Here is a 21,362-nt window from a genome sequence, read left to right as displayed (position 1 = left end):
ACCGGTGGGAGTTGCGGACATGCTTGGTCTCCATCGCTATCGCTACGAGGCGTCGGCGGCGCGCCGACCCGGGCAGTGGTGGACCGCGGACACGACGAACAGCGCCGACGTCGCGCGGGGTGCGCGGGTCTGCGGGGTCGTGCCTTCTGCGGCCCAGTGCGTCGGAGGCCCTCTCTCCCTCGGCTGGCCCGGACCGCGGCGCGCCCTCGCGGACGACCTGCCCGAGCTCACCGACCGCCATCAGCAGCGACGTCTGGCTCTGGAACGAATCTACACCGACCCGCCGACGCGGTGCCCGCGGTACGGCCGGATTCGGCCTCGGGGGTGTGTGATGGATTCGAGAGGACAGGCGTACATTCCGATGCGCACGGTCGAATCTTCGTCCTAGGGTTTCGTCCTGGGTCGCGGCGGATGGGGTGGAGCGGATGTCGGTGCCATGGAGCGGCAGCGGGCTGCCGCCGGCGGCAGCGGAGCGCATGGCCGAGGTCAGGGCGAGCGGGACGTGGACCTCGGCGTTGTCGACCGGTGAGTTCGCGGCGATCCGTTCGGTCGGGTTCGAACCGGTCGGACAGGTGATGGGGTCAGCGGTCTACCACGTCGGCCGGAGCGGCCGGTACTGGGGCTACCACGACTGCCTGTTCCCCGGCGCCGGCTACGGCTTCAGCTACGGGAACGTGGGGGATGCGCCGATCGCGGTCTCCGGGGAGGGGTCGCCGGCCGCCGCGCTCGTAGCGGTGTTCAACAGCGCACGGCAGACCGCGCTGCAGCGGATGACCGCCGAGTGCCTGGCGCTGGGCGGGGACGGGGTGGTCTCCGCCGCCCTGACCATGGCGCCGTTCGCGGCCCAGCCGAACTGCCTGGAGTTCAAGGTGATCGGGACCGCGGTCCGGGCCCAGGGGCCGGTACGGCCGAAGCATCCGTTCACCTCGCACCTGGACGGGCAGGGCTTCGGCAAGCTGGTCGCCTCCGGATGGGTTCCGGTGGAGCTGCTGGTGGGGATGTCGATCGGGGTGCGCCACGACGACTACCGCACCCGGTCGCAGAGCTTCTCCTGGCGCAATATCGAGGTCACCGGATGGAGTGAGCTGATCCACGAGGTGCGTTCCGACGCACGGCGGCAGCTGCAGCTCCAGGGCGCCCGGCAGGGCGGCGACGCGGTCATCATGGCCAGCAGCGATCTGCGGGTCTGGCGGGAGTCGTGCCTGCGGGCGCGGAACCGCAACAACTCCGAGCAGGAGGACCACGTCGCCGAGTCGACGATGGTGGGCACCACCATCGCCAGGTTCGAGGCCCGGCGTGAGCCGCCCCGGACGCTCTCGGTGATGCCGCTGGGCGACCGCGGCGAGCTGCTGAAGCGGCGGCTGGCCGCGGTGGCGTCCAGCCCCTACGGGGACCGGGCGCAGTACCAGCGGCTGGTGCAGGAGCTGAACGAGACGGGTCGCTAGCACAGCCTTCCGCCTGTCCGCGGCCGGCCACCGGTCGCCCACTGACTGACTGTCCGAACTGCTTGGGTCTATGAGGGGTAGCGAGATGACGAACACGGAGCCGAACGCCCAGGGCGTTCCGGCCGATGCGATGCGGCGGCTGGCCGAGCTGGAGCCGGGCAAGCCCGGTTCCATCTTCACCAGCGACCTGTCCGTGAACGAGTTCCTGCTGGTGCGCGAGGCCGGGTTCAAGCCGATCGGCCTGGTGCTGGGCAGCTCCATCTACCACGTGGGCATCCAGATCGGCCGCTGGGGGAAGAACCAGGAGCTGGAGACGCTCAGTCAGGCCATGTACCACGCGCGGGAGTTGGCCATGACCCGGATGGAGGCCGAGGCCGCGGCGCTGGGGGCGGACGGCATCGTCGGGGTGCGGCTGACCGTCGAGGCGCGTGAGTTCGGCAACGACGTGGCAGAGTTCATCGCCATCGGCACCGCCGTCAAGGCGGACAACCCTCCCCCCGGCGGCGGCAGCTGGCGCAACAACAAGGGCCAGCCGTTCACCTCCGACCTGTCCGGGCAGGACTTCTGGACCCTGATCCGGGCCGGCTACGCGCCGCTGGGCATGGTGATGGGCACCTGCGTCTACCACATCGCCCACCAGAAGATGGGCGCGGTCTTCTCCAACCTCGGCAAGAACGTCGAGATCGAGCAGTTCACCCAGGCCCTCTACGACGCCCGCGAGCTGGCCATGGCGCGGATGCAGGCGGAGGCGGAGGCGTTGCACGCCGAGGGCGTCGTCGGGGTTCAGCTGAACGCGCACAACCACCGCTGGGGCGGCCACACCACCGAGTTCTTCTCCATCGGCACCGCGGTGCGCCCGCTGCGCCCGGACCACGAGATCGAGCGGCCGACGATGGTGCTCAGCCTTGACGGGTGAGAAGCTTCGAAGGTCCGGTTGTTGTTGACGCAGGGATGGACGACGCAGGGATGGACCATGAGTGAGCATGACCCGTTGCCCGCGCGGTCGGACGACGAGAGCGGAGCCGAGGAGGGCGCTGACGGCGCGGGCGCCGTCGACGGTGTGCCCGAGGCTCCGGAGGCGTCCATCGACATGCTGGCCGCCGCCCTCCGCCAGGACTCGGCGGACCTGGAGATCTACGTCAAGGTGCTGACGGATTCACTGGCCGACGCGCTGCCGCCCGGCTGCGTGGCCTTCGAGCGCAAGCGCTCGGTCGGCGACCGGCTGGCCGGCCGGGAGGGCCGGGTCGAGAAGCTGGAGGTCTCGCTCGACGACCGGCGGCTGATCCTCACCCTGGCGCACGGGCGCCCGCAGGGCGAGGTCGCCACGGTGGTGCGCGGCGTGGTGCTGTCCCGGAAGCCGGTGGGCCTGGACGAGTGGGCCACCGCGCTCGCGACCGCCGTGTCGCTGCGGGCCCGCTCCGACGCCAGGGCCCGGGCCGCGCTGGAGAAGCTGGTGCTGGGGGGCTGATCCCTCGCCCCACCAGGATCACTCGTACGAGTGGCATTCGCCTCGGATTCCGGCTCTTTCCTCCGGAACCCGGGGCGTTTGTCGGTGCCCGGGTGTACTTCTTAGGTCACATCGACACGGTGGCACGGAAGACCGTGCTGCGGGCCTCGCCGGACGCCCCGGCAACGAGCAGGTCGGTGACGTCAGAGCCCTGTACGGCCCGGGTGCCGTGGGCGGGAATGAACGCGGATTCGCCGCGACGAAGCGTGAGTGAACCACCGTCCGCATCGGTGAGGACCGTGGCCCCCTCGGTGCAGAGCAGGATCTGCGGAGTGACCGTGGGGATGCGGCGGCCGTGGGCGCCGGGGTCCAGCAGGTAGCGGGAGAGCCGGAACTCGTCGATGGGCGTCGGGTACAACGCCTCGCCGTCCGAGCCGGGGACCGGGACGGGGCGCAGCACGCCGGGTTCGGTGCTGCGGAAGTGAACGATGCGGAGCAGCTCGGGCACGTCCACATGCTTGGACGTCAGGCCGCAGCGCAGCACATTGTCCGAGTTGGCCATGAGTTCCACGCCGATGCCGCTGAGGTAGGCGTGCGGGATTCCGGCCCCGAGGTAGAGGGCCTCGCCCGGCTGGAGCCGGACGTGGTTGAGCAGCAGGGCCGCGACGACGCCGGGGTCGTCGGGGAACGCGTGGCCGAGGGCGGCGTAGGACGCGAGCGCGGAGTGGATCTCCTCGGGCAGCCCGTCGGGCCCGGCTGCGGCGGCGCGCTCCAGGGCGGCGGTGGTGTCGGCGACGGTGCTGCGGACGGTGGTCGGGGCGGCGGTGAGGATCAGCGTCAGTGCCTCGCGGAGGGCCTCCTCCTCGGGCTTGCCGCGCAGGACCTCGGCCAGGGGCGCGAGTGCGGGGACGGCCAGGCTCTCCAGGAGCTGTGCGGTCGCATCCGGTGCGCGGAATCCGCAGAGTCCTTCGAAGGCGGCTCCCTCGGCGTCGTCGAGGGCGCAGATGAGCTCGGGCTTGTGGTTGGCGTCCTTGTAGTTGCGGTCGGGGGCGTCGATGGGCACGCCCCGCCGCTCCTCGTCGGCGAACCCGGCCCTGGCCTGGTCGAGGTCGGGGTGGACCTGGAGCGAGAGCGGCTCGCCTGCTGCGAGGACCTTGAGGAGGAAGGGCAGGGCCGGGCCGAAGCGCTGCACGACCGGGGCGCCGAGTTCGCCCTCGGGGTCGGCGCCGATGACGGTGTCCAGGGTCTGCGGGCCTTGGCCCCGGTGGACGGTGGACGGTGCTCCGGGGTGGGCTCCCATCCACAGCTCCGCCTGCGGTTCACCGGTGGGCGGGGTCCCGAGCAGGGCCGGCAGGGCGGTGCGGGAGCCCCAGGCGTAGGGACGGATGGTGTTGGTGAGCCGGTCCACAGTGAGTTTCCTGATTCTGAGCGATCAAGCAGTCAACAAATGGAGGTCAGTGTGCCTGGGTCGGCTGTGACTGCTCTAGGTGTCGGCCGGTGCTGTGCCGGCTGGGAGGTCGGCGGTGCCCGAGGCGGCGAGACCGAGGTAGGCGGCGGCGAAGTCGGTGAGGGCGATGAGTTCGGCGATCGCTTCGAGGCCGTCCGGGCGGGCGCTGGCCAGTTCGCCGACGGCGATCTGATGGTCCGTCGCAAGACGTCGGGCCCGCGCCAGGATCCGGCGCGAGGTGGGCCGTCGGGAGGCGCCGCGTGCGGGGCCGCCCCACGCCCCTGGGGCACCGGGCTCCTCGGGCCGGTCGGCCGGCTGGTCCGCAAGCGGATCGGCCGACGGGTCGGCGAACTGCTCCGGTTCCGGCGAGCGGTGCAGCAGCAGCACCTTGAGCCTGAGCTCGGCGCCGTCCTCGGCGCGGTCCCGGAAGAAGTCGTCCTCGTCCGGATCGGGGGCGAGGCGCCCGGCCAGCAGGCCCTGCTGGGTGCTCAGGGCCTCGGGCAGGGTCGCGCAGACGGCCGGACGGCCGGCCAGGTCCGCCAGTGCGGCGGCGAACCTGAGCGCGACCGCCGCGGTGCAGGGGCCGTCGCTCCAGAGCAGCGGCAGCACCTCGTCCAGCTGGACGGCGAGGGTCTTGGCCGGGTTGCCGTAGGTCTCCGCGCCGGGGCGGCAGCGCACTGCGGCCTCGTCGAGCCGGTCGGCGGCCGCCTGTACCGAGGCCGGGGCCGCGTCCACCGCACCGACCCGGTCGGTCAGCGCGAGGGCCGGGGCGAGCAGGCTCCAGAGCGAGGAGGGGAGTTCCCGGGGCAGGTCCCCCTCCGGGAACGCGGTGCGGTACCGCGGAGCCTCGCCCGGGGCCACGAAGGGCAGCGGCAGGCCACGCGTCTGCAGCGCCGCCTCGGACAGCGGGCTGTCCGCCGGTGCGACGGCGACGTTGGAGCAGCCGCGCGCATAGCCCTGCTCCAGAAGTGAGACCAGGCCGGGCTCGGCGCCGGTGGTGGACAGTGCGATCAGCAGATCGGACGGACCCGCCCAGCCGGGCAGGTTCCACAGCAGAGCGGAGGTGAAGGCGATGGCCGAACCAGCGGAGTCGTCCGCGCTGGTCGGACGGAGCACGGTGACGGGGCAGCTGCCGTTGCCCAGCGCGGCCAGCAGTTCGCCGGCCAGGGCGGCGGTCCCGTGTCCGGCGACGAAGACCGCCCGGGGGCGTCCCTCGGGGTTGAGCCGGTCGAGACCGGCTTCGCCCGCGAGCCGCACCGCGGTGCGGACAGCGGCCCCCGCGGAGGCCAGATCGAGCAGGATCCCGGTGTCGTCGGCGCGGGCCAGCTCCTCGGGGCTGTCCAGTACCCGTTCCTCGATCATGCGGTGGCCTCCCTGGCGGGGACGGTGGCGGCGGTCAGGCCGGGCGCCGGGCCTCGTCGATGAGCAGGACCGGGATGCCGTCGCGCACCGGGTAGGCCAGGCCGCAGTCGGCGGAGGTGCAGACCAGCTCCTGGTCCGACTCGCGCAGCGGGGCGTGGCACTGCGGGCACGCGAAGATCTCCAGCAGGGCGGGGTCGATGCTCATGGCCGGTGCGCTCCGAGATGGGACGGGACGGATGGTTTCGGGGGCGGTGTTCCGTCCCCGAATGGCTACCGTACCGCCGCCGCGCGGCCGTCGGAGACGGCGGGGACGCGACAGCGGCACGGCGGGGTACCTCGGGGCACGGCGGGGCTACGGCGACGGTCGGGCCTCCGTACGGCGCGGGCGTGCCGGGCCGTCAGCCGCGGACGATGGCGAGCACGTCATCACGGATCTTCGCCATGGTGGCCGAGTCGCGGGCTTCGACGTTCAACCGGAGCAGCGGCTCGGTGTTCGAGGCGCGGAGGTTGAACCACCAGTCCCCGGTGGTGACCGTCATACCGTCGAGCTCGTCGAAGGCCACACCGGGCGTGGCGGCATAGGCCTCGCGTACGGCGGCGCTGCGCGCGGCCTGGTCCTCGACGGTGCTGTTGATCTCGCCGGAGGCGGTGTAGCGGTCGTACTCGGCGACCAGCCCGGAGAGGGTGCCCTGCTGGGCGCCGAGGGCGGCCAGCACGTGCATGGCGGCCAGCATGCCGGTGTCGGCACGCCAGAAGTCGCGGAAGTAGTAGTGCGCGGAGTGCTCGCCGCCGAAGACGGCGCCGGTCCGGGCCATCTCCTGCTTGATGAAGGAGTGTCCGACCCGGGTGCGGACTACCTTGCCGCCGTGCTCGCGGACGACCTCGGGGACGGTCCAGGAGGTGATCAGGTTGTGGATGATCACCGGCTCCTGCTCCCCGTCCGCCTTGGCCCGGGCCAGCTCCCGGACGGCGACAAGGGCGGTGATCGCGGAGGGCGAGACCGGCTCGCCGCGCTCGTCCACCACGAAGCAGCGGTCGGCGTCGCCGTCGAACGCCAGGCCGATGTCGGCGCCGACCTCGCGGACCTTGGCCTGCAGGTCGACCAGGTTCTTCGGGTCCAGCGGGTTGGCCTCGTGGTTGGGGAAGGTGCCGTCGAGCTCGAAGTACATCGGCACGATCTCCAGCGGGAGGCCGCCGAGCACGCTCGGCACGGTGTGGCCGCCCATGCCGTTGCCCGCGTCCACGGCGACCTTCAGCCGGCGGATGCCGCTGAGGTCGACCAGGCCGTTGAGGTGGTCCGCGTAGGGCTGCAGCTCGTCCTGCTGGGTGATGGTCCCGGCCGCGGTGTCCGAGGCGGGGACGGTGACGGTGTCGTCCTCGGCGGTCCAGGACTCGACCAGTTCGCGGATCTCGACCAGGCCGGTGTCCTCGCCGACCGGGGAGGCGCCGGCCCGGCACATCTTGATGCCGTTGTACCGGGCCGGGTTGTGGCTCGCGGTGAACATCGCGCCGGGCAGGTCGAGCTTGCCGCTGGCGAAGTACAGCTGGTCGGTCGAGCAGAGGCCGATCTCGACGACGTCGGCGCCCTGGGCGGCGGCGCCCTCGGCGAACGCACGGGACAGGCCCGGGGAGGAGGGCCGCATGTCGTGTCCGGTGACGATGGCGCCCGCTCCGGTGACGCGGACGAAAGCGGCGCCGAAGGCGCGAGCGAGCGGCACGTCCCACTGGTCCGGGACGACACCACGCACGTCGTACGCCTTCACGATCTGCTTCAGGTCACGCACTCGGAATCTCCGCCATTCTGGTCTGCGGTCACAGGTCTGCGGTCACAGCTGGTAGGGGGAGATTACCCGGTGCCTGTTGGGTGCGGGCTGTGAGCGGTCCGCGGCTGAGGGGTCGCGGTTGACTACGGCTGGGGATCGGGCGACCGGAGCACCCGCAGATGGCCCCGGCGGCCGACCTCGGTGGGGTCGGCGGGGCTGCCGCCGTCCTGGCGGCGCACCGGGGGCTTGGCGGCCTCACGGACCGCGTTGGCCAGGGCCTCCAGGTCGTCGCCGCTGGGCCGGATCGGCCCTGAGTCGACGGTCAGCCGGACCACCTCCCAGCCGCGGGGGGCGGTGAGCCGCTCGGAGTGCTCCGCGCAGAGGTCGTAGCAGTGCGGTTCGGCGTAGGTGGCGAGCGGGCCGAGGACGGCCGTCGAGTCCGCGTAGACGTACGTCAGCGTCGCGACGGCGGGACGACCGCACGCGGTGCGCGAACAGCGACGTACAGGGCTCACGACGATGGACGGTACCCCACCGGGCTGCCTGTCCGCGACGACCCACCCCGTGTCGCCCGCAATCCGGCACCGCGTCGCCGGAGTTCGAGGGTGCGTGGACGCTCTAAGCTGCCGGGATGGACAGACCAACGGGCTCCGGCCGTCGCCCTCGCCGGCGTGACCGGCACGGCCGCGGGCTGCGCGGACCGCTCGCACCTCCGCAGGTGCCGCTGTCGCTCAGCCGCTCCGAGCTCTTCGACGACTACGTGCGCGAGTCCGTGGAGCGGCTGGAGCGCCGCTGGCCGCAGCTGACCGCGGTGGAGTTCGCCGTGCAGGACGTGCCGGCCCCGCTGCCGGGGGAGCCGGAACCGGAGCTGGAGAACGTCCGTGCGGAGGACGTCCCGCTGGGCCGGCTGATCCCGGCCGGTCAGGGCCGGCCGGACCGGATCGTGGTGTTCCGCCGCCCGGTGGAGACCCGCGCCAAGGGCCGGGACGAGCGGGCCGCACTGGTCCACGAGATCGTGGTGGAACAGGTCGCCGAACTGCTCGGCATGGATCCGGACACGGTCGACCCGTCCCCCGACGGCGAGGACTGACGGCCTCCGGCCCGACAGGCCGTCCCCCGACGGCGAGGACTGACGGCCTCCGGCCCGACAGGCCGCCGCCCGATCCGCCGCCGCCCGGTCCGGCGCCGCCTTCCTGATCCGCCGTCAGCGGGTCAGGATCGAGTTGTCCTGCAGTGCGTGCGGGATCTGCACCGTGCTGCGGTCGTCGGTGAGCTGCTGGACGGTGAACGCCGGGACGGATCCGCTCGCACGGGTGATCATGCGAGCCGCGTAGACGCTGCCCCCGGAGTCGGACGTGAGCGTCACCGCATAGCTCCCGCCGCCCGGCGCCTTGGGGGTCACCGCCACGGTGGCCCCCGCCGGGACCGAGACGCTGGTGCTGACGGGGGTGGAACCGGAGCCGATCGTGGCGACCTGCACCACGGCCGCCTTGCTGCCGGCGTCCGTGAGCAGCAGCGTGGTGTCGCTGCCGGTGCTGCCCGCGGCGGTGGCCCGCTGCCCGATCGGGCCGCTGCCGGACAGGTAGCCGGTGTCCGTCCCGCTCTTGCCGCCGCGGACCACCTGGATCCCGGCGACCACCGGGGCGGCCTGCTTTGCGTCGGTGGGCGTGAGCCGCAAAGCGGCCGGCTGGCCGCGGGTGATGTCCGACAGGTCGACCGCGGTCACCATGCCCGCCTTGACGTGCACCGTCTCATGGCCGGCCGGGGTGATCCAGCCGCTCTGCGAGGCGAGTTGCACATTCAGGTCGGCGTCGGCCGAGCCGGGTGCGGCCACCACCAGGACGGCGTCGCTGAGGTCGCCCGGCAGCCCGGCGATGACCTGGGTGCCCGCCGCCGTGGTGGCCGGGATCCAGTCGGCGCCCTTGGAGCCGCTGTCGGCGTGCAGGGCCGCCGCCACCCGGCCGCTGCGGACCTGCACGTGCACGGCCAGCGAGCTGTTGTCGTTGCCCGGGCCGATCAGGGTGGACAGCAGCAGTGATGCGGTGCCGCCGGCCGGCACATTGATGCTGGCGGCCTGGGTGTTGTCCACCTCGCCGTTCGGGCCGAAGATCTGGATGTCCACGTCGGCCGCGGTGGCCTCGGCGTTGCTGAGCTCCAGGTAGTCGGCGCTGCCCTTGGCCGTGTCCGCGCCGGCGAACCAGAACTCGGTGCCGGGGGCGGTGCAGCCGGTGCCGGAGAGCGTGGAACCCACCCCGCTGGTGGTCTGCTGGACGGTGAAGCCGGGAGCGGTGCTGCCGTCGGACTCGGCCAGCAGGGCCGGGGCCTTGTCGCCCCCGGCGGCCTTGGCGGTGGTGCTGCCGCCGACGGCGGTCTGCTTGGCGAGCGCCTTGGAGCCGGTGCCGCCCGGGGTGAGGCTGCCGAGCACGGCGCCGTCGCCGCCGGCAGCCGCACCGCTGGAGGAACCGCTCGCCGACCCGGCGGTGGTGCCCGGCAGCAGGCCGGGGACGGCCAGCCCGTACCCCGTGCTGCCGCTGCTGCCCTGGACCGGCGGCGGGCAGATCAGCGTGCTGTGCTGAACCGCCGTCAGCACGGTGGCGCCGGTGACCGCGGCCTGGCCGGTCGGCGGGTGCACCTCGGCGATGCCCACGGCGAGGGCCAGCACACCGACTGCGGCGAGCAGGGACTGGGTGGTTCGGCTGAGCATCGGTCAGCTCCCGGCTTCGTCGTTGGGGTGGCGGACCGGCTGCTGGGCCTGCAGCCACGGGTCGTCCGGCGGCAACGAGCCGTAGGCGCCGGCCGCCGCGTCGTGCGGGGCCCCGGCCTGACCCGGGACGGCCGCCGGGGCGGCGCCGCCGTTCCAGTCGTAGCCGTGCGGGGCCGGCTGCCCGTGCTGCTCGTGCTGCCCGTGCTGCGCAGGCTGCTGCTGGGCGTACTGGGAGTACTGCGGGTCGGCGTAGGGCTGCGGCTGGACCGGGTAGCCCTGCTCGTCGTAGTAGGGCTGCTGCGACGGCTGTTCCGGGTAGGGCGGGTACGCCTGCCCCTGGTAGGCGGGGTCCTGGTACGCCGGGTCCTGATAGCCGCCGTTCTGGTAGCCGCCGTCCGGGTAGGCCCCGTCGGGGTAGCCCTGTGCGGCATAGCCGGGGTCCTGGTAGACGGGGTCCTGGTACTGCTGCTCCGGATAGGCCGCGTACACCGGCTGTTCCTGAGCCGGCTGCTCCTGGACCGGCTGCTCCTGCGGCGACCCGACCGGACCCGGCTGCTCCGGGAAGTCGGCCTCCCCTACCGGGGCTGCCGGGGCCTGCGCGGCGTCGGCGGCGGCCTCCTCGGCCGCCAGTCGGCGGGCCCGGCGCGAGCCGGGCAGCGGCGCCTCGGCCGCCGCCTGCTGCTCCGCGTCGCCCTCGTCCGGCAGGTCGTCGTCGTTGTGGTCGCGCCGTCCCGGCAGGGCCAGCACCAGCACCACCAGGGCCAGGAAGCACTGCCCCGCGATCCAGGCCAGGTGCACCGGGCTCTCGTGGTAGCCGACCGCGAGCTTGCCGCCGGAAGCCGGCAGCTGGAAGCCCTGCGCCCAGCCGTCCACGGTCACCGGCGTCAGCGCCTTGCCGTCCACGGTGGCCTGCCAGGCGGGGTCGGCCGCGTCGGCGATCCGCAGCACCCGGCCGTCGGCCCCGGCCGGGACGGTGGCATTCACCTCGACCGGTCCCGCGGGGACGGCGGTGTCGGCCGCTCCGGGGGTCCGGATGACGGCCCTGGACACATTGGCGGTGATCCGCCAAATGCTGGCGCTCTGCTGCTGGTTCACCCGGGTCAGACCCGCGGTGGCGTTCAGGGTGTCGCTGACCTTGGTCGAGACCGGGGCCTGCACCAGCACGTACTGGATGGCGTACTCGGCGAGCGCGTCGGCCTGGTCGCCGCCGGCCCCGGCGACCAGGTTGGCCACCAGGGCGTTGAGGTTGCTGGAGGGTCCGGCCGCGACCGAGGACTCGGCGCTGCCGACGGTCGGCCCGGCACCGCGTGCCAGCGAGTAGCTGACGACCCCTCCGGAGTCGCTGGTGCTGAGCACCAGGGTGCGGATCTGGTCGACGGTGCCGGCCTGCTCGGCGATGAACGCCGGGACGAGTTGGCCGTTGCCGCGCTGCAGCGGGCCGCCGGCTCCGTTGAGCAGCCACCAGCCCGCGGCGGCCACCGGCGCGAGGCCGGCGGTGACCAGCACCAGCGCGGCCACCGGCTGGCGCCAGCCGAAGTCGATGCCGGCGACCCGGGCGCGGGCCCCGTCGGCGCCGATGGCGGCGGCCGAGAGCAGGGCGATCCCGGCGATCAGGGTGGCCGGTCCGGCCCAGGCGGAGACGGCCTGGGCACCCGGTCCCGGCACCACCTTGGTCGTGCCGACCAGGACCGCGCCGAGGATGGCGACCGCGGCGGCGCCCCAGGCGACGGCCACCGCCCGACGGCGGTCCGCACGCAGCAGCGCGGCCAGCGCCGCCAGCACGACGCCGATCATCAGGATGCCGGGCACCGCCCCGCTGCCACCTGGGTCGAGCAGCAGCAGTCCGGTGGGCGTCGCGGTGGCGCCGACGGCGCCGGGGATGCCGGCTTCCAGCAGCAGCCGGGCCGGGTGCGTCAGCAGCCCCAGCGACCAGGGCGCGAGCACCAGCAGCGGGGTGGCGACGATGGCCAGGCAGCGCGCGCCGAGGCTGCGCAGCACGTCGGGGCCCTGTCCGAAGGCCCCGCCGCGCAGGAAGGCGGCGAGCAGCGCGCCCAGCGCGAACAGCAGGCCCAGCAGCCAGGCGAACGGGACGAAGGCGGTGGTGAGGGTGAGCAGCAGGGCGGCGACCCAGGCGCTGCGCCAGCCAGGACGTCCGCCCTTGGCCGCGGTCTCGGTGCGGATGCCCAGGCCGACCGCGATCGCCGCGGCGCGGGCCAGCGGCGGCAGCAGCATCGCCAGCACCGCGGTGCCGAGCCGGCCCTGCGCCAGCGCACCGGTCGCGGCGGGCAGCAGCGCGTAGCCCGCGCCGGCCCAGGCCCGGACCAGCCGGGAGTCGATCAGCGGCCGGGAGACCAGGTAGGCGGAGACCCCGGCCAGCGGCACGGCCAGCAGGAGCAGCAGGCTGACCGCGATCCCGGGGCTGCCCAGGGTGATGCTCGCCAGCGCGGCCAGCACGCCGAGGTACGGGGGTGCCCCGCCGGACGAGCCGACGCCGGTGGGCTGCCAGGAGGCGGCGTACTGCCGCCACAGGTCCATGGCGCCGCCGGGGGTGGGCAGCAGCGCGCCGCCGTAGAGGGAACCGCTGCCGAGCAGGCCGCGGCAGGCGATCAGGGTGAGCACCAGCAGCCCGGCGAAGAGCACCGGGGCGGGCCGGCGGGCGATCCGCTTGAGCCGGGCGAACTGCTCGACCTCCAGGAATTCGGAGTCGTCGTCGACCGGTCCCGACTCGACCGAGCCGTGCCGGCTGGACATGGCCTCGTTGCCGGTCCGCCCGGCGAACTCGGCCACCAGGTTCTCCACCGCGGCCCGGGTGGTCGCGCCCGGCGCCGGGAACAGGCTCCGGTCGTCCAGCGCGTCCGGTCTGCGGGTACGGCGCCTGCGGACCCGGCCGCCCAGGACCCGGCCGAAGCGCAGCAGTACGTGCGCCAGACCGGCGAACTCGTCCACGGCCTGCCCCGGCGTCTTGCCGAGCAGGTAGCCGAGGGCCCGCAGCACGGTGCTGAGGGTGATCCGCAGGAACAGGTAGGGCAGCAGCGCGGTACGGGAGTTGACCAGCAGGGTGTAGACGGCGCCGGACTTGTCGACCCGGTGCGGGCGGTCGGAGCGGGCGCAGTCGACCGGGCGGCGCTCGCGGCTGGCCGCCTCGGCGTGCCGCAGCACCGCGTCGGGGGCGACCACGGTGCGGTGGCCTGCGGCGGCGACCCGCCAGCAGAGGTCGACGTCGTCGCGCATCAGCGGCAGTGCCTGGTCGAAGCCGCCGAGCTCCTCGAACACGTCGCGGCGGATCAGCATGCCGGCGCTGGACACCGAGAGCACCGGACGGACCTGGTCGCGCTGGCCCTGGTCCTGCTCGCGCCGGTCCAGCCCGGTCCAACGGCGGCCGCTGCGGGCGATGCTGACGCCGACCTCCAGCAGCTGCCTGCGGTCGTACCAGCTGCGGAGCTTGGGGCCGACCACGGCGGCGCTGGGGGTGGTCTCGGCGACCTGGAGCAGCTTCAGCAGTGCGTCCGGCCGCGGCTCGCAGTCGTCGTGGAGCAGCCAGAGCCATTCCACCGGCTCGACCGAGGTGCCCGCGCCGAACTGCTCGTCGGCGAGCTCGTCGTGGTGCCCCAGCGGGTCGCCGAACTGGTCGTGCGCCGTCTCCCCGACCGGGTCGAAGCCGCTGGCGGAGATGGCGTAGGGCAGGTCGTGCGGGCGCAGCGGGCTGGTGGCGCGCACGGTCTCGTTGACGGCGGTGCCGAAGCCGGTACGGCGTCCGAACTGGTGCACGGCGTCCGGGCCGAGGGCGTCGGACAGCAACTGCAGCGAGCGGTCCGCGGAGCCGGTGTCGGCCGCGAGCACGCGCTGGACCTGGCGCTCCTGGCCCAGGAGTCCGTTCAGGGCCTGCGGCAGCCAGCGGGCGCCGTCATGGCTGACCAGGACGGCGGTGACCAGATGCCTCGGATAGGCAGGCGGCCGCTGGGGGGCGGGTTGGCCGTAGGGACTCGTCGCTGTGGCAGTCATCGCGGTGGGTGGCCCCGGTTCGCTGAGTGGCTGGGTGCTGTGTGAGCGCCCCACACTAACGGTTGCGACTGAGGGGGTTGAGTTCCGGTGTGGAAATAGCAGCGGACGGGGTTCCGGATCCGGAACCGGAGAAGCCCCGCCGACCAGGGGGATCCCTGGATGGTCGGCGGGGCTCCGGCAGTTGTGGGTTCAGACCACGGCCTTCTTGAGGCGGCGCCGCTCCCGCTCGGAGAGGCCGCCCCAGATGCCGAAGCGCTCGTCGTTGGCCAGTGCGTACTCCAGGCACTCGGAGCGGACCTCGCAGGCGAGGCACACCTTCTTGGCCTCCCTGGTCGATCCCCCCTTCTCCGGGAAGAACGACTCAGGATCGGTCTGGGCGCACAAGGCGCGTTCCTGCCAGCCAAGCTCTTCCTCACCGGCGTCCTCGTCGGCGATCATCAACTCAAAGAGCTCGCTCATCAGCGCGCCTCCTACCCCTCTTCAGCGTGCGTCCCCGTGGTGCGGTCGTTGCCTCTGCGACTGAACGACACGAGTGAAATTACAAGTGCGCAACTCTGGCCCCGTCAAGCCATGCTCTGGTATTAGGCCTGGGATTCACTCCCTGGAACCAAGCGGCCACCATAAGTGTGCATAACCGGGCAAACCGGATTACTTGCCACTGGTCCCTCGTATCGCTCCGCACATCCATCAGGACGAAGACCACGAAGGCCCCGGTTGCGGGAGTTGAGCGCCTCGTTCCCGGCGATCTTCAACAACAAACCCGGGAGGTGATTTATCCCCCGATCGGGTGATGTCGACCACTGATCGGGGGGTCAGGTTTGACAGCGGGTAGCCGCAAAGGATGTCCTGTTACACATGTCAGAGCAGCGCGCCCACTCCGAGAGCCTCGTCACCGAGCTCCGCCGTGCCGCCAGTGCGCTCTGTTGCCGCTGTAGCTAGGGCCTGACCCCTCGGTCGGGCCCTGTGGTCGTTCCCGGCGCCGCCCCTTCCCCCGGCGCTCCACCAGCCGCAGCGCACACAAGGACATCACCACTCATGACTCCCCCCTGGGCCGACGGCCTCAGCGACGTCAGCATCGCCGGCGACCCGCTCGCCTGGCCGCACCTGGCACCCGAGCCGCTCCCGCACCCGGTCAGCGTCGGCGACTTCGCCGCCCTCGCCCGACGGGTCGCCGCCGACCGCGACCGCTGGCGGCCACTGGTCCGCTACGACGCGCTGACCCGCTGGTACGCGCAGCTGGAGACCGGCGTCGGGTACGAGGTGTGGCTGCTCAGCTGGCTGCCGGGACAGGGCAGCGGCCGCCACGACCACGGCCGCTCCTCCGGCGTGCTCACCGTGCTGGAGGGCGAGCTGACGGAGCGTTCGCTCACCGGCGCCGGCCAGTCCGAGCGGCTGCTGGCCGAGGGCGCGCAGCGGGTCTTCGCCCCCGGCTATCTGCACGAGGTGGTCAACACCTCGCTGGAGCCCGCCGTGAGCCTGCATGTCTACTTCCCCGGCCTCACCGAGATGACCCCGTACGGATCGGGATGGCCGCAGCGGCAGGGGCGGCAGGCACCGGCCGCGGCGCGGGCCGAGGCACTGCCGGAGCACTGACCGCGAGCACCGTCTCGCCGGTCCGGGCCAGCACGCGCAGTGCGGTCCCCGCGAGCACCACGCACAGGGCTCCCGCGTAGGCCTGCCGCTGCAGGCCCGCGCCCAGCACGACCATCACCTCGGCCGCGGCCGGCAGCGCCAGCCACTCCCAGCGGCCGTCCAGCGCGACCAGGCCCACCACCAGCAGCGCGTACCAGGGGTAGCCGGGCGCCGCGAGGAACAGCGCGGTGCCGAAGACCGTCAGTGCCCCGCGCCACGGCCGGGCCGGGTCGCCGTTCCGCAGCACCAGGAGGACGGCTGCCAGCAGCACCGCCGCGACCACCGCGGAAAGCTGCCGCTGCTCCAGTCCCAGCGCGTCGCCCAGCGGGCCGAGCAGGGCGAACCGGGTGCCCTGGTCGTAGCCCTCCTCCTTGAGGTAGCCGGGCAGGTAGCCGAGCACGGCCGGACCCGAGGCCAGCACGTAGGGCAGGTAGCAGAGCAGGAAGGTGAGCGCGGCGACGGCCGGCACCACCGTGTCGCGCCAGGAGGGCCGGCGGCGCAGCACCCCGGCCAGCGCGCCGGGGAGCACCAGCGCCGGGATCAGCTTGGCCGCCACCGCCGCGCCGAGCAGCACCCCGGCCCGGACCCGCCGCCCGTACACCGCCGAAGCAGCGGCCGCAGAGGCCGCAGCGGGCGCAGATGTCGCAGAGGCCGCAGCGGCCAGGCCGCAGACGGACAGCAGCACGCCCAGGGTGTCCACGTGCGCGTCGTTGACCGCCCACATCGCCACCCCCGGGCACCAGGCCCAGAGCGCCGCCCGGTGCAGCGGCGCGCGGTTGCGGCGCAGCACCAGCAGCAGCGCGGCGCTGGTCAGCACGGCCAGCGCCGCACCGCCGACCTGCGCGGTGCGCACCCCGTGGCCGCCGGTGAGCCGTCCGGCCTCGTACAGGCCGAGGAACCAGACCTGGGCGACCGGCGGGTAGATGGTGTGCACCGTGGGCCGGTTGAGATGGGTGCAGACCGGCCCGGCCCGGTGCAGGTCCCAGCCCCGGCAGCCGCCGGTGACCGGGAAGAGCGCGGGGTCGGCGGCACGCAGCGGGGCCAGCGCCGGGGCGGTCGGCGCGTAGGTGTACGGCGAGATCCCGGCCGCCTGCACCTGGCCGTCCCAGAGGTAGCGGTAGGCGTCGTCGCTGGTCCGGGGCGGCGCGAGGAGTCCGGTGAGGGCGACCGCGACGGCGCCGGCCAGCACCAGCGCCGCGGTGCGCCGCGGCGGGACCCGGCGCAGCAGGAACACCGCCAGCGCGAACAGCGCCCCGTCCGCGAGGTACCAGTGGTGCAGCGAGCCGAGCCGACCGAGGGTGGCTCCGCTGGTGAAGGTCCTGGCCAGGGCGGCGGTGAGGGCGGCGAGGGTGAGGGCGCAGAGCCAGGTCCAGAGCGCGCCGGGGGCCCGACGACGGCCCGCCGGCCCGGTCACCGTCGCTCCAGGGCGAGGAACTTGCGGCCGGCTGCGGCCCAGGAGTCGGCGAGGGTGAACCGGTCCGCCGCCGCGCGCAGGGTCGCGGCGGCGCCGAGTCGGGCCCAGCGGAAGGCCGGACCGCGGCGGCCGGAGCCGTCCTCGACGGCCACCGTCACCCGTTCCTCCAGCTCCCCCGGCTCGACCTCGACCAGCAGGTGTCCGGCGGGGCCGAGCAGGTCGGCGGCCCGGGCCAGCAGCGCGGCCGGATCGCCGCCGATGCCCAGGTTGCCGTCGGCGAGCAGCGCCGTGCCCCAGCGGCCCTCGCCCGGCAGCGGGTCGAACACCGACCGGCACAGCGCGCTGCCGCCGAGGCCCCGGGTGCGGGCGACGGCGGCGCGGGTGATGTCGACGCCGAGCGCGGGCAGCCCGTGCGCCTGGAGCTCGGCGACCAGACGGCCCGGGCCGCAGCCCAGGTCGATGGCCGGGAGGCCGCGGTGCAGGCAGCGGCGCAGCAGGGTGCGGTCGGCCGCGTCTGGGGCGGCGCACCAGCGGGCCACGTCCAGGGGGTAGCGGTGTCCGTCGGTACGGCGCAGCCAGAGCGGGCCCCGGCCGCGGCGGATCGCGTCGGCGAAGGGGTCGGCGGACCAGGGAGCAGGGGCGGGAGCTGGAGCGGGAGCAGGGGCGGGAGCAGGAGCGGGAGTGGGGGCCGGGTTCGGGGCCTGCGTCGGTGCGGCGGCGGTCGTGGTCACCGGGTCGTACCCCCGAGCGCGGGCGTCGAGGTGAGCGCCGTCGGCGCCAGGGCGCGCCAGGTGTCGGCGAAGCGGGTCTCCGGGGCCAGTTCGGCGACCTCCGCGGCCTCCGCCACGGTGTCGACGTCGGTCAGTACCGGGAGGTCGACGACGTGCAGCCCGGCCGCGGCCAGCCGTCCGCGGAGCACCGCCCCGGTGGTCCGGGTGGACATCGGGACGCCCAGCAGCAGCCGTCGGGCCTGCTCGGCGTCGGGGCGGGCCAGCCCCAGGGTCCAGAAGCCGCCGTCCGCCGCAGGGCCGAACCAGGCGTCCACGCCGGCCCTGGCCGCCGGGGCCAGCGCCTCGGCCAGCGTCCGGGCGCTGAGCTGCGGAGTGTCCATTCCCACCAGCAGTGCCGGGGCATCCCCCGACACCGCCGCGAACGCCTTGGCCAGCCGCACGTCCAGGCCGCCGCCGGCCTGCGGCAGCACCTCCCACCCTTCGGGGAGCCAGCGCCCCGGCGCGCCCTCCAGCACCAGGATCCGCCGGCCGGCCGGCACCCGGCCCAGTGTGCCCAGGGTGTCGGCGAGGGCCGCCTCGGCCAGGGCGGCCGCCTGCTCGGGGGTGCAGGCCGGAGTGAGCCTCGTCTTCACCCGGCCCGGGACCGGGGACTTGGCCAGCACCAGCAGGGTCGGCGCCGGGGCCGCCAGCAGGGCGCCCATGTCCTGGACCGCCTGCCTGGTTCCGCGCACGGTGCCGGTGACCTTGGACCGTCCCGACCTGGGCCGGTAGGCCACCTCGCGCTCGGCGATCCGCATCCCGGCCGCGTCGGCCGCCAACACCATCTCCAGCGGGTAGCCGGACCGGCGGTCGCCCAGCCCCAGGTCCAGCAGCCGTCCCCGGCGGGCGGCGCGCATCGGCCCCAGGTCGTGCAGCGGCGCGCCGGTGCGGGCCCGCAGCCGCCGGGCGAGCTCGGCGTTGGCGAGCCGGGCGTGCAGCGGCCACGCCCCGCGCGCGGTGGGACGGCGGCGCCCCAGCACCAGGTCCGCCGTCCCGTCCTGGACCGGGCCGACCAGGGACGGCAGCTCGGCCGGGTCCAGCGAGGCGTCGCAGTCGCAGAAGCAGACGAACTCGGCGGTCGCGGCCAGCAGCCCGGCGTGGCAGGCGGCACCGAAGCCGCGCCGGGGCTCGGAGACCACCAGGGCGCCGAGGCTGCGGGCGAGGTCCGCGGAGCCGTCACTCGAACCGTTGTCCACGACGATCGCCCGGTACCCCGGCGGCATACGGTCCAGAACCCAGGGCAGGGCCTCCGCCTCGTCGAGGCACGGCAGCACGACCTCGACCCGGACGGCGGCTTCCCGGAGTGGCTGATGAGGATTGGTCATGGCGCTCACGGTAAGAGCGAAAAGGTGGACAAATAGGTCAAGGGCTCCTTACGGAAGTCCTACGCCGCCCATTCGGACCCCATCGCTGCAGCCCAGCGCCTTCTACTCTCGAACCGTGCCCCCTTCCGTACCCCCTTCCCGCATCCTGGTCGTCGACGACGACCCCACCGTCGCCGAGGTGGTCACCCGCTACCTGCACCACGCCGGCTACTCCGTCGAGCGCGCTGCCGACGGCGCCGCCGCGCTGGCGCAGGCCACGGCGGTCCGTCCCGACCTGGTCGTACTGGATCTGATGCTGCCCGAGATCGACGGCCTGGAGGTCTGCCGACGGCTGCGCGCCGACCCCGGGGCGCGCGGCGTACCGATCGTCATGCTGACCGCCAAGGGGGACGAGCAGGACCGGATCAACGGCCTTGAGCTGGGCGCGGACGACTATGTCACCAAGCCGTTCTCGCCCCGGGAACTGGTGCTGCGGATCCAGTCGGTGCTGCGCCGGAGCGCGGCGCACGGCCCCGCCGGCGGGAACCCGGCCGGCGCCGGGGGCGCGGAGGCCGAGCCGGCTCCGCAGGTGCGGGCCGGCGACCTGGTGCTCGACCCGTCCGCCCGGCGGGCGCACCGGGCCGGGCGGGAGCTGACGCTGACCCTGCGCGAATTCGACCTGCTGGCCTTCCTGGTGCAGCACCCTGGCACGGCCTTCGGCCGCGAGGAACTGATGAACAAGGTGTGGGGCTGGGACTTCGGCGACATGTCGACAGTTACCGTGCATGTGCGCAGGCTTCGGGAGAAGGTCGAGGATGATCCTGCCGCTCCCAGGCTGATCACCACGGTCTGGGGTGTGGGGTACCGCTTCGACCCGGCCGGGGAGGCAGCAGCGTGAACGACTACCTGGTGATGGCCTGTTACGCCGCGCTCGGCGCGGCTTCGGCCGGACTGCTCGGCTGGCCCGCCGTGGTGCTGCTGCGGCGCCGGTCGCTGTCGCTGTCGCTGTTCACCGTCGCGCTGGTGACCGCGGCCTCGCTGACCGCGAGCACCATCGCGGTGGCCCAGGCGATGCTGCTGGACCGGCACGACTACGCCGTGGTCACCATCATCCTGGGCATGGGCTGCGTGGTCTCGCTGATCGTGGCGGCGTTCCTGAGCCGGCAGGTGGTCTCCGGCAGCCGGGCGCTGGCGCTGGCCGCGCGCACGGTCGGCAGCGACGAGGGCTTCACCGCCCCCGCCGCGCCGCTGAACTCCGAACTGTCGGCGCTGAGCACGGAGCTGCAGGCGACCAGTGCCCGGCTGGCCGAGTCCCGGCAGCGGGAGCGGGCCCTGGAGCACTCCCGGCGCGAGCTGATCGCCTGGATCTCGCACGACCTGCGGACCCCGCTGGCCGGGCTGCGGGCCATGGCCGAGGCGCTGGAGGACGGGGTCGCCGACGACCCGGCCCGCTACCACTCGCGGATGCGGACCGAGGTGGACCGGCTCACCGGGATGGTCGACGACCTGTTCGAGCTCTCCCGGATCCAGGCCGGGGCGCTGACCCTGAGCCTGTCCCGGGTGTCCGTCTACGACCTGGTCGGCGATGCCATCGCCGGCGCGTATCCGCTGGCACGGGAGCGGGGAGTGCACCTGGTGGGCGGGCATGTCGCCCCGGCGCCGGTGGAGGTGGACAGCCGGGAGATCACCCGGGTGCTGGGCAACCTGCTGATAAACGCCATCCGCTCGACCCCGGCGGACGGCACGGTCGCGGTCGCGGCGCGGCAGAACGAGCGGGAGGTCGTCGTCTCCGTCACCGACGGCTGCGGCGGTATCGACGAGCAGGACCTCGCCCGGGTGTTCGAGACCGGCTGGCGCGGCGGCAGCGCGCGCACGCCCCGCGCGCCCTGGGGCGGGACGGTGCAGGGCGGGGCCGTGCAGCACCACGGCGACACCGGGGCCGGGCTCGGGCTGGCCATCGTGCGCGGGATCGTGGAGGCGCACGCCGGGCGTGCGTCGGTCCGCAATGTGCACGGCGGCTGCTGCTTCGAGATCGCCCTGCCCGCCGGGATCTGACGGCCGTCGGCGCACCC

Annotated in this window: 18 protein-coding genes and 1 pseudogene; 7 read left to right on the top strand and 12 right to left on the bottom strand. The window is 73.9% G+C overall.

The window, feature by feature from the left end; genetic code table 11:
- The first annotated feature begins 425 nt into the window (after positions 1 to 425).
- From TR46_RS14540 to TR46_RS14530, 3 genes are all read left to right on the top strand, one after another.
- Positions 426 to 1,445, top strand: coding sequence for a heavy metal-binding domain-containing protein (locus tag TR46_RS14540; protein ID WP_084718491.1), 1,020 nt, complete (start codon positions 426 to 428; stop codon positions 1,443 to 1,445).
- Positions 1,446 to 1,530: 85 nt separating this feature from the next.
- A complete protein-coding gene (locus TR46_RS14535) occupies positions 1,531 to 2,361 on the top strand; it encodes a heavy metal-binding domain-containing protein (protein ID WP_152626468.1) in 831 nt (276 codons plus the stop codon).
- Positions 2,362 to 2,418: 57 nt separating this feature from the next.
- Complete coding sequence (locus TR46_RS14530; RefSeq protein WP_236655334.1) at positions 2,419 to 2,913, top strand: hypothetical protein; 495 nt, start codon at positions 2,419 to 2,421, stop codon at positions 2,911 to 2,913.
- 106 nt (positions 2,914 to 3,019) lie between these two features.
- Here the strand turns inward: TR46_RS14530 and manA are convergent, their stop codons facing one another.
- The 5 genes from manA to TR46_RS14510 all read right to left on the bottom strand — a co-directional run bounded on the left by manA (position 3,020) and on the right by TR46_RS14510 (position 7,979).
- Positions 3,020 to 4,300, bottom strand: coding sequence for a mannose-6-phosphate isomerase, class I (gene manA, locus TR46_RS14525; RefSeq protein ID WP_042399855.1), 1,281 nt, complete (start codon positions 4,298 to 4,300; stop codon positions 3,020 to 3,022).
- Between the two features lie 75 nt (positions 4,301 to 4,375).
- Complete coding sequence (locus tag TR46_RS14520) at positions 4,376 to 5,701, bottom strand: SIS domain-containing protein (protein WP_042399853.1); 1,326 nt, start codon at positions 5,699 to 5,701, stop codon at positions 4,376 to 4,378.
- A 34-nt stretch (positions 5,702 to 5,735) separates the two neighbouring features.
- Positions 5,736 to 5,906 (bottom strand): Trm112 family protein, encoded by a 171-nt coding sequence (locus tag TR46_RS39430; protein WP_084718490.1) that lies wholly within the window; start codon positions 5,904 to 5,906, stop codon positions 5,736 to 5,738.
- A gap of 193 nt (positions 5,907 to 6,099) precedes the next feature.
- Entirely contained in the window at positions 6,100 to 7,485 is a 1,386-nt protein-coding gene (locus tag TR46_RS14515; protein WP_042399851.1) for a phosphomannomutase/phosphoglucomutase, read from the bottom strand.
- A 122-nt stretch (positions 7,486 to 7,607) separates the two neighbouring features.
- Positions 7,608 to 7,979 carry a DUF3499 domain-containing protein gene (locus tag TR46_RS14510; RefSeq protein ID WP_042399846.1) on the bottom strand — a complete coding sequence of 124 codons (372 nt, stop codon included), beginning with the start codon at positions 7,977 to 7,979 and terminating at the stop codon, positions 7,608 to 7,610.
- Positions 7,980 to 8,095: 116 nt separating this feature from the next.
- Between TR46_RS14510 and TR46_RS14505 the strand changes: the two genes are divergently transcribed.
- Complete coding sequence (locus TR46_RS14505) at positions 8,096 to 8,554, top strand: metallopeptidase family protein (RefSeq protein ID WP_042399842.1); 459 nt, start codon at positions 8,096 to 8,098, stop codon at positions 8,552 to 8,554.
- 114 nt (positions 8,555 to 8,668) lie between these two features.
- On the opposite strand, the gene TR46_RS14500 is transcribed toward TR46_RS14505, so the two are convergent.
- From TR46_RS14500 to TR46_RS14490, 3 genes are all read right to left on the bottom strand, one after another.
- Complete coding sequence (locus TR46_RS14500) at positions 8,669 to 10,168, bottom strand: DUF5719 family protein (RefSeq protein ID WP_042399837.1); 1,500 nt, start codon at positions 10,166 to 10,168, stop codon at positions 8,669 to 8,671.
- Positions 10,169 to 10,171: 3 nt separating this feature from the next.
- On the bottom strand, positions 10,172 to 14,170 hold the full coding sequence (locus tag TR46_RS14495; protein WP_052432800.1) for a glycosyltransferase family 2 protein: 3,999 nt from the start codon (positions 14,168 to 14,170) through the stop codon (positions 10,172 to 10,174).
- Positions 14,171 to 14,359: 189 nt separating this feature from the next.
- On the bottom strand, positions 14,360 to 14,629 hold the full coding sequence (locus TR46_RS14490; RefSeq protein WP_030264048.1) for a WhiB family transcriptional regulator: 270 nt from the start codon (positions 14,627 to 14,629) through the stop codon (positions 14,360 to 14,362).
- A 576-nt stretch (positions 14,630 to 15,205) separates the two neighbouring features.
- Between TR46_RS14490 and TR46_RS39425 the strand changes: the two genes are divergently transcribed.
- The gene (locus TR46_RS39425) at positions 15,206 to 15,763 is read left to right on the top strand and encodes a cysteine dioxygenase (RefSeq protein ID WP_084718489.1); all 558 of its coding nucleotides are present in this window, start codon (positions 15,206 to 15,208) and stop codon (positions 15,761 to 15,763) included.
- Here the strand turns inward: TR46_RS39425 and TR46_RS14480 are convergent.
- The 4 genes and pseudogenes from TR46_RS14480 to TR46_RS44245 form a co-directional block, all read right to left on the bottom strand.
- On the bottom strand, positions 15,669 to 17,216 hold the full coding sequence (locus TR46_RS14480) for a glycosyltransferase family protein (protein ID WP_042399827.1): 1,548 nt from the start codon (positions 17,214 to 17,216) through the stop codon (positions 15,669 to 15,671). The genes TR46_RS39425 and TR46_RS14480 overlap by 95 nt on opposite strands.
- Entirely contained in the window at positions 17,213 to 17,947 is a 735-nt protein-coding gene (locus TR46_RS14475) for a methyltransferase domain-containing protein (RefSeq protein WP_152626466.1), read from the bottom strand. The genes TR46_RS14480 and TR46_RS14475 overlap by 4 nt, the downstream gene beginning before the upstream one ends.
- Entirely contained in the window at positions 17,944 to 18,462 is a 519-nt protein-coding gene (locus TR46_RS44250; RefSeq protein ID WP_439654362.1) for a TIGR04282 family arsenosugar biosynthesis glycosyltransferase, read from the bottom strand. The genes TR46_RS14475 and TR46_RS44250 overlap by 4 nt, the downstream gene beginning before the upstream one ends.
- A gap of 150 nt (positions 18,463 to 18,612) precedes the next feature.
- A pseudogene (locus TR46_RS44245) lies at positions 18,613 to 19,311 on the bottom strand (glycosyltransferase family 2 protein); the annotation flags it as partial.
- Positions 19,312 to 19,426: 115 nt separating this feature from the next.
- Here TR46_RS44245 and TR46_RS14465 point away from each other — a divergent pair.
- Both TR46_RS14465 and TR46_RS14460 read left to right on the top strand, forming a co-directional pair.
- Positions 19,427 to 20,188 carry a response regulator transcription factor gene (locus TR46_RS14465; RefSeq protein WP_063770594.1) on the top strand — a complete coding sequence of 254 codons (762 nt, stop codon included), beginning with the start codon at positions 19,427 to 19,429 and terminating at the stop codon, positions 20,186 to 20,188.
- Positions 20,185 to 21,345 (top strand): sensor histidine kinase, encoded by a 1,161-nt coding sequence (locus tag TR46_RS14460; protein ID WP_042399822.1) that lies wholly within the window; start codon positions 20,185 to 20,187, stop codon positions 21,343 to 21,345. Before TR46_RS14465 ends, TR46_RS14460 begins: the two co-directional genes overlap by 4 nt.
- Positions 21,346 to 21,362: the final 17 nt, after the last annotated feature.

The sequence above is a fragment of the Streptacidiphilus carbonis genome, from assembly GCF_000787775.1.
Lineage (GTDB): Bacteria > Actinomycetota > Actinomycetes > Streptomycetales > Streptomycetaceae > Streptacidiphilus > Streptacidiphilus carbonis.
This window is presented reverse-complemented; position numbering and strand designations above follow the sequence as displayed.

Excerpts from the sequence above, each read along its gene's own strand:
- TR46_RS14540 (WP_084718491.1), top strand. The coding sequence starts at position 426 with ATGTCGGTGCCATGGAGCGGCAGCGGGCTGCCGCCGGCGGCAGCGGAG.
- TR46_RS14535 (WP_152626468.1), top strand. The coding sequence starts at position 1,531 with ATGACGAACACGGAGCCGAACGCCCAGGGCGTTCCGGCCGATGCGATG.
- TR46_RS14530 (WP_236655334.1), top strand. The coding sequence starts at position 2,419 with ATGAGTGAGCATGACCCGTTGCCCGCGCGGTCGGACGACGAGAGCGGA.
- TR46_RS14520 (WP_042399853.1), bottom strand. The coding sequence starts at position 5,701 with ATGATCGAGGAACGGGTACTGGACAGCCCCGAGGAGCTGGCCCGCGCC.
- TR46_RS39430 (WP_084718490.1), bottom strand. The coding sequence starts at position 5,906 with ATGAGCATCGACCCCGCCCTGCTGGAGATCTTCGCGTGCCCGCAGTGC.
- TR46_RS14505 (WP_042399842.1), top strand. The coding sequence starts at position 8,096 with ATGGACAGACCAACGGGCTCCGGCCGTCGCCCTCGCCGGCGTGACCGG.
- TR46_RS14500 (WP_042399837.1), bottom strand. The coding sequence starts at position 10,168 with ATGCTCAGCCGAACCACCCAGTCCCTGCTCGCCGCAGTCGGTGTGCTG.
- TR46_RS14495 (WP_052432800.1), bottom strand. The coding sequence starts at position 14,170 with ATGACTGCCACAGCGACGAGTCCCTACGGCCAACCCGCCCCCCAGCGG.
- TR46_RS14490 (WP_030264048.1), bottom strand. The coding sequence starts at position 14,629 with ATGAGCGAGCTCTTTGAGTTGATGATCGCCGACGAGGACGCCGGTGAG.
- TR46_RS39425 (WP_084718489.1), top strand. The coding sequence starts at position 15,206 with ATGACTCCCCCCTGGGCCGACGGCCTCAGCGACGTCAGCATCGCCGGC.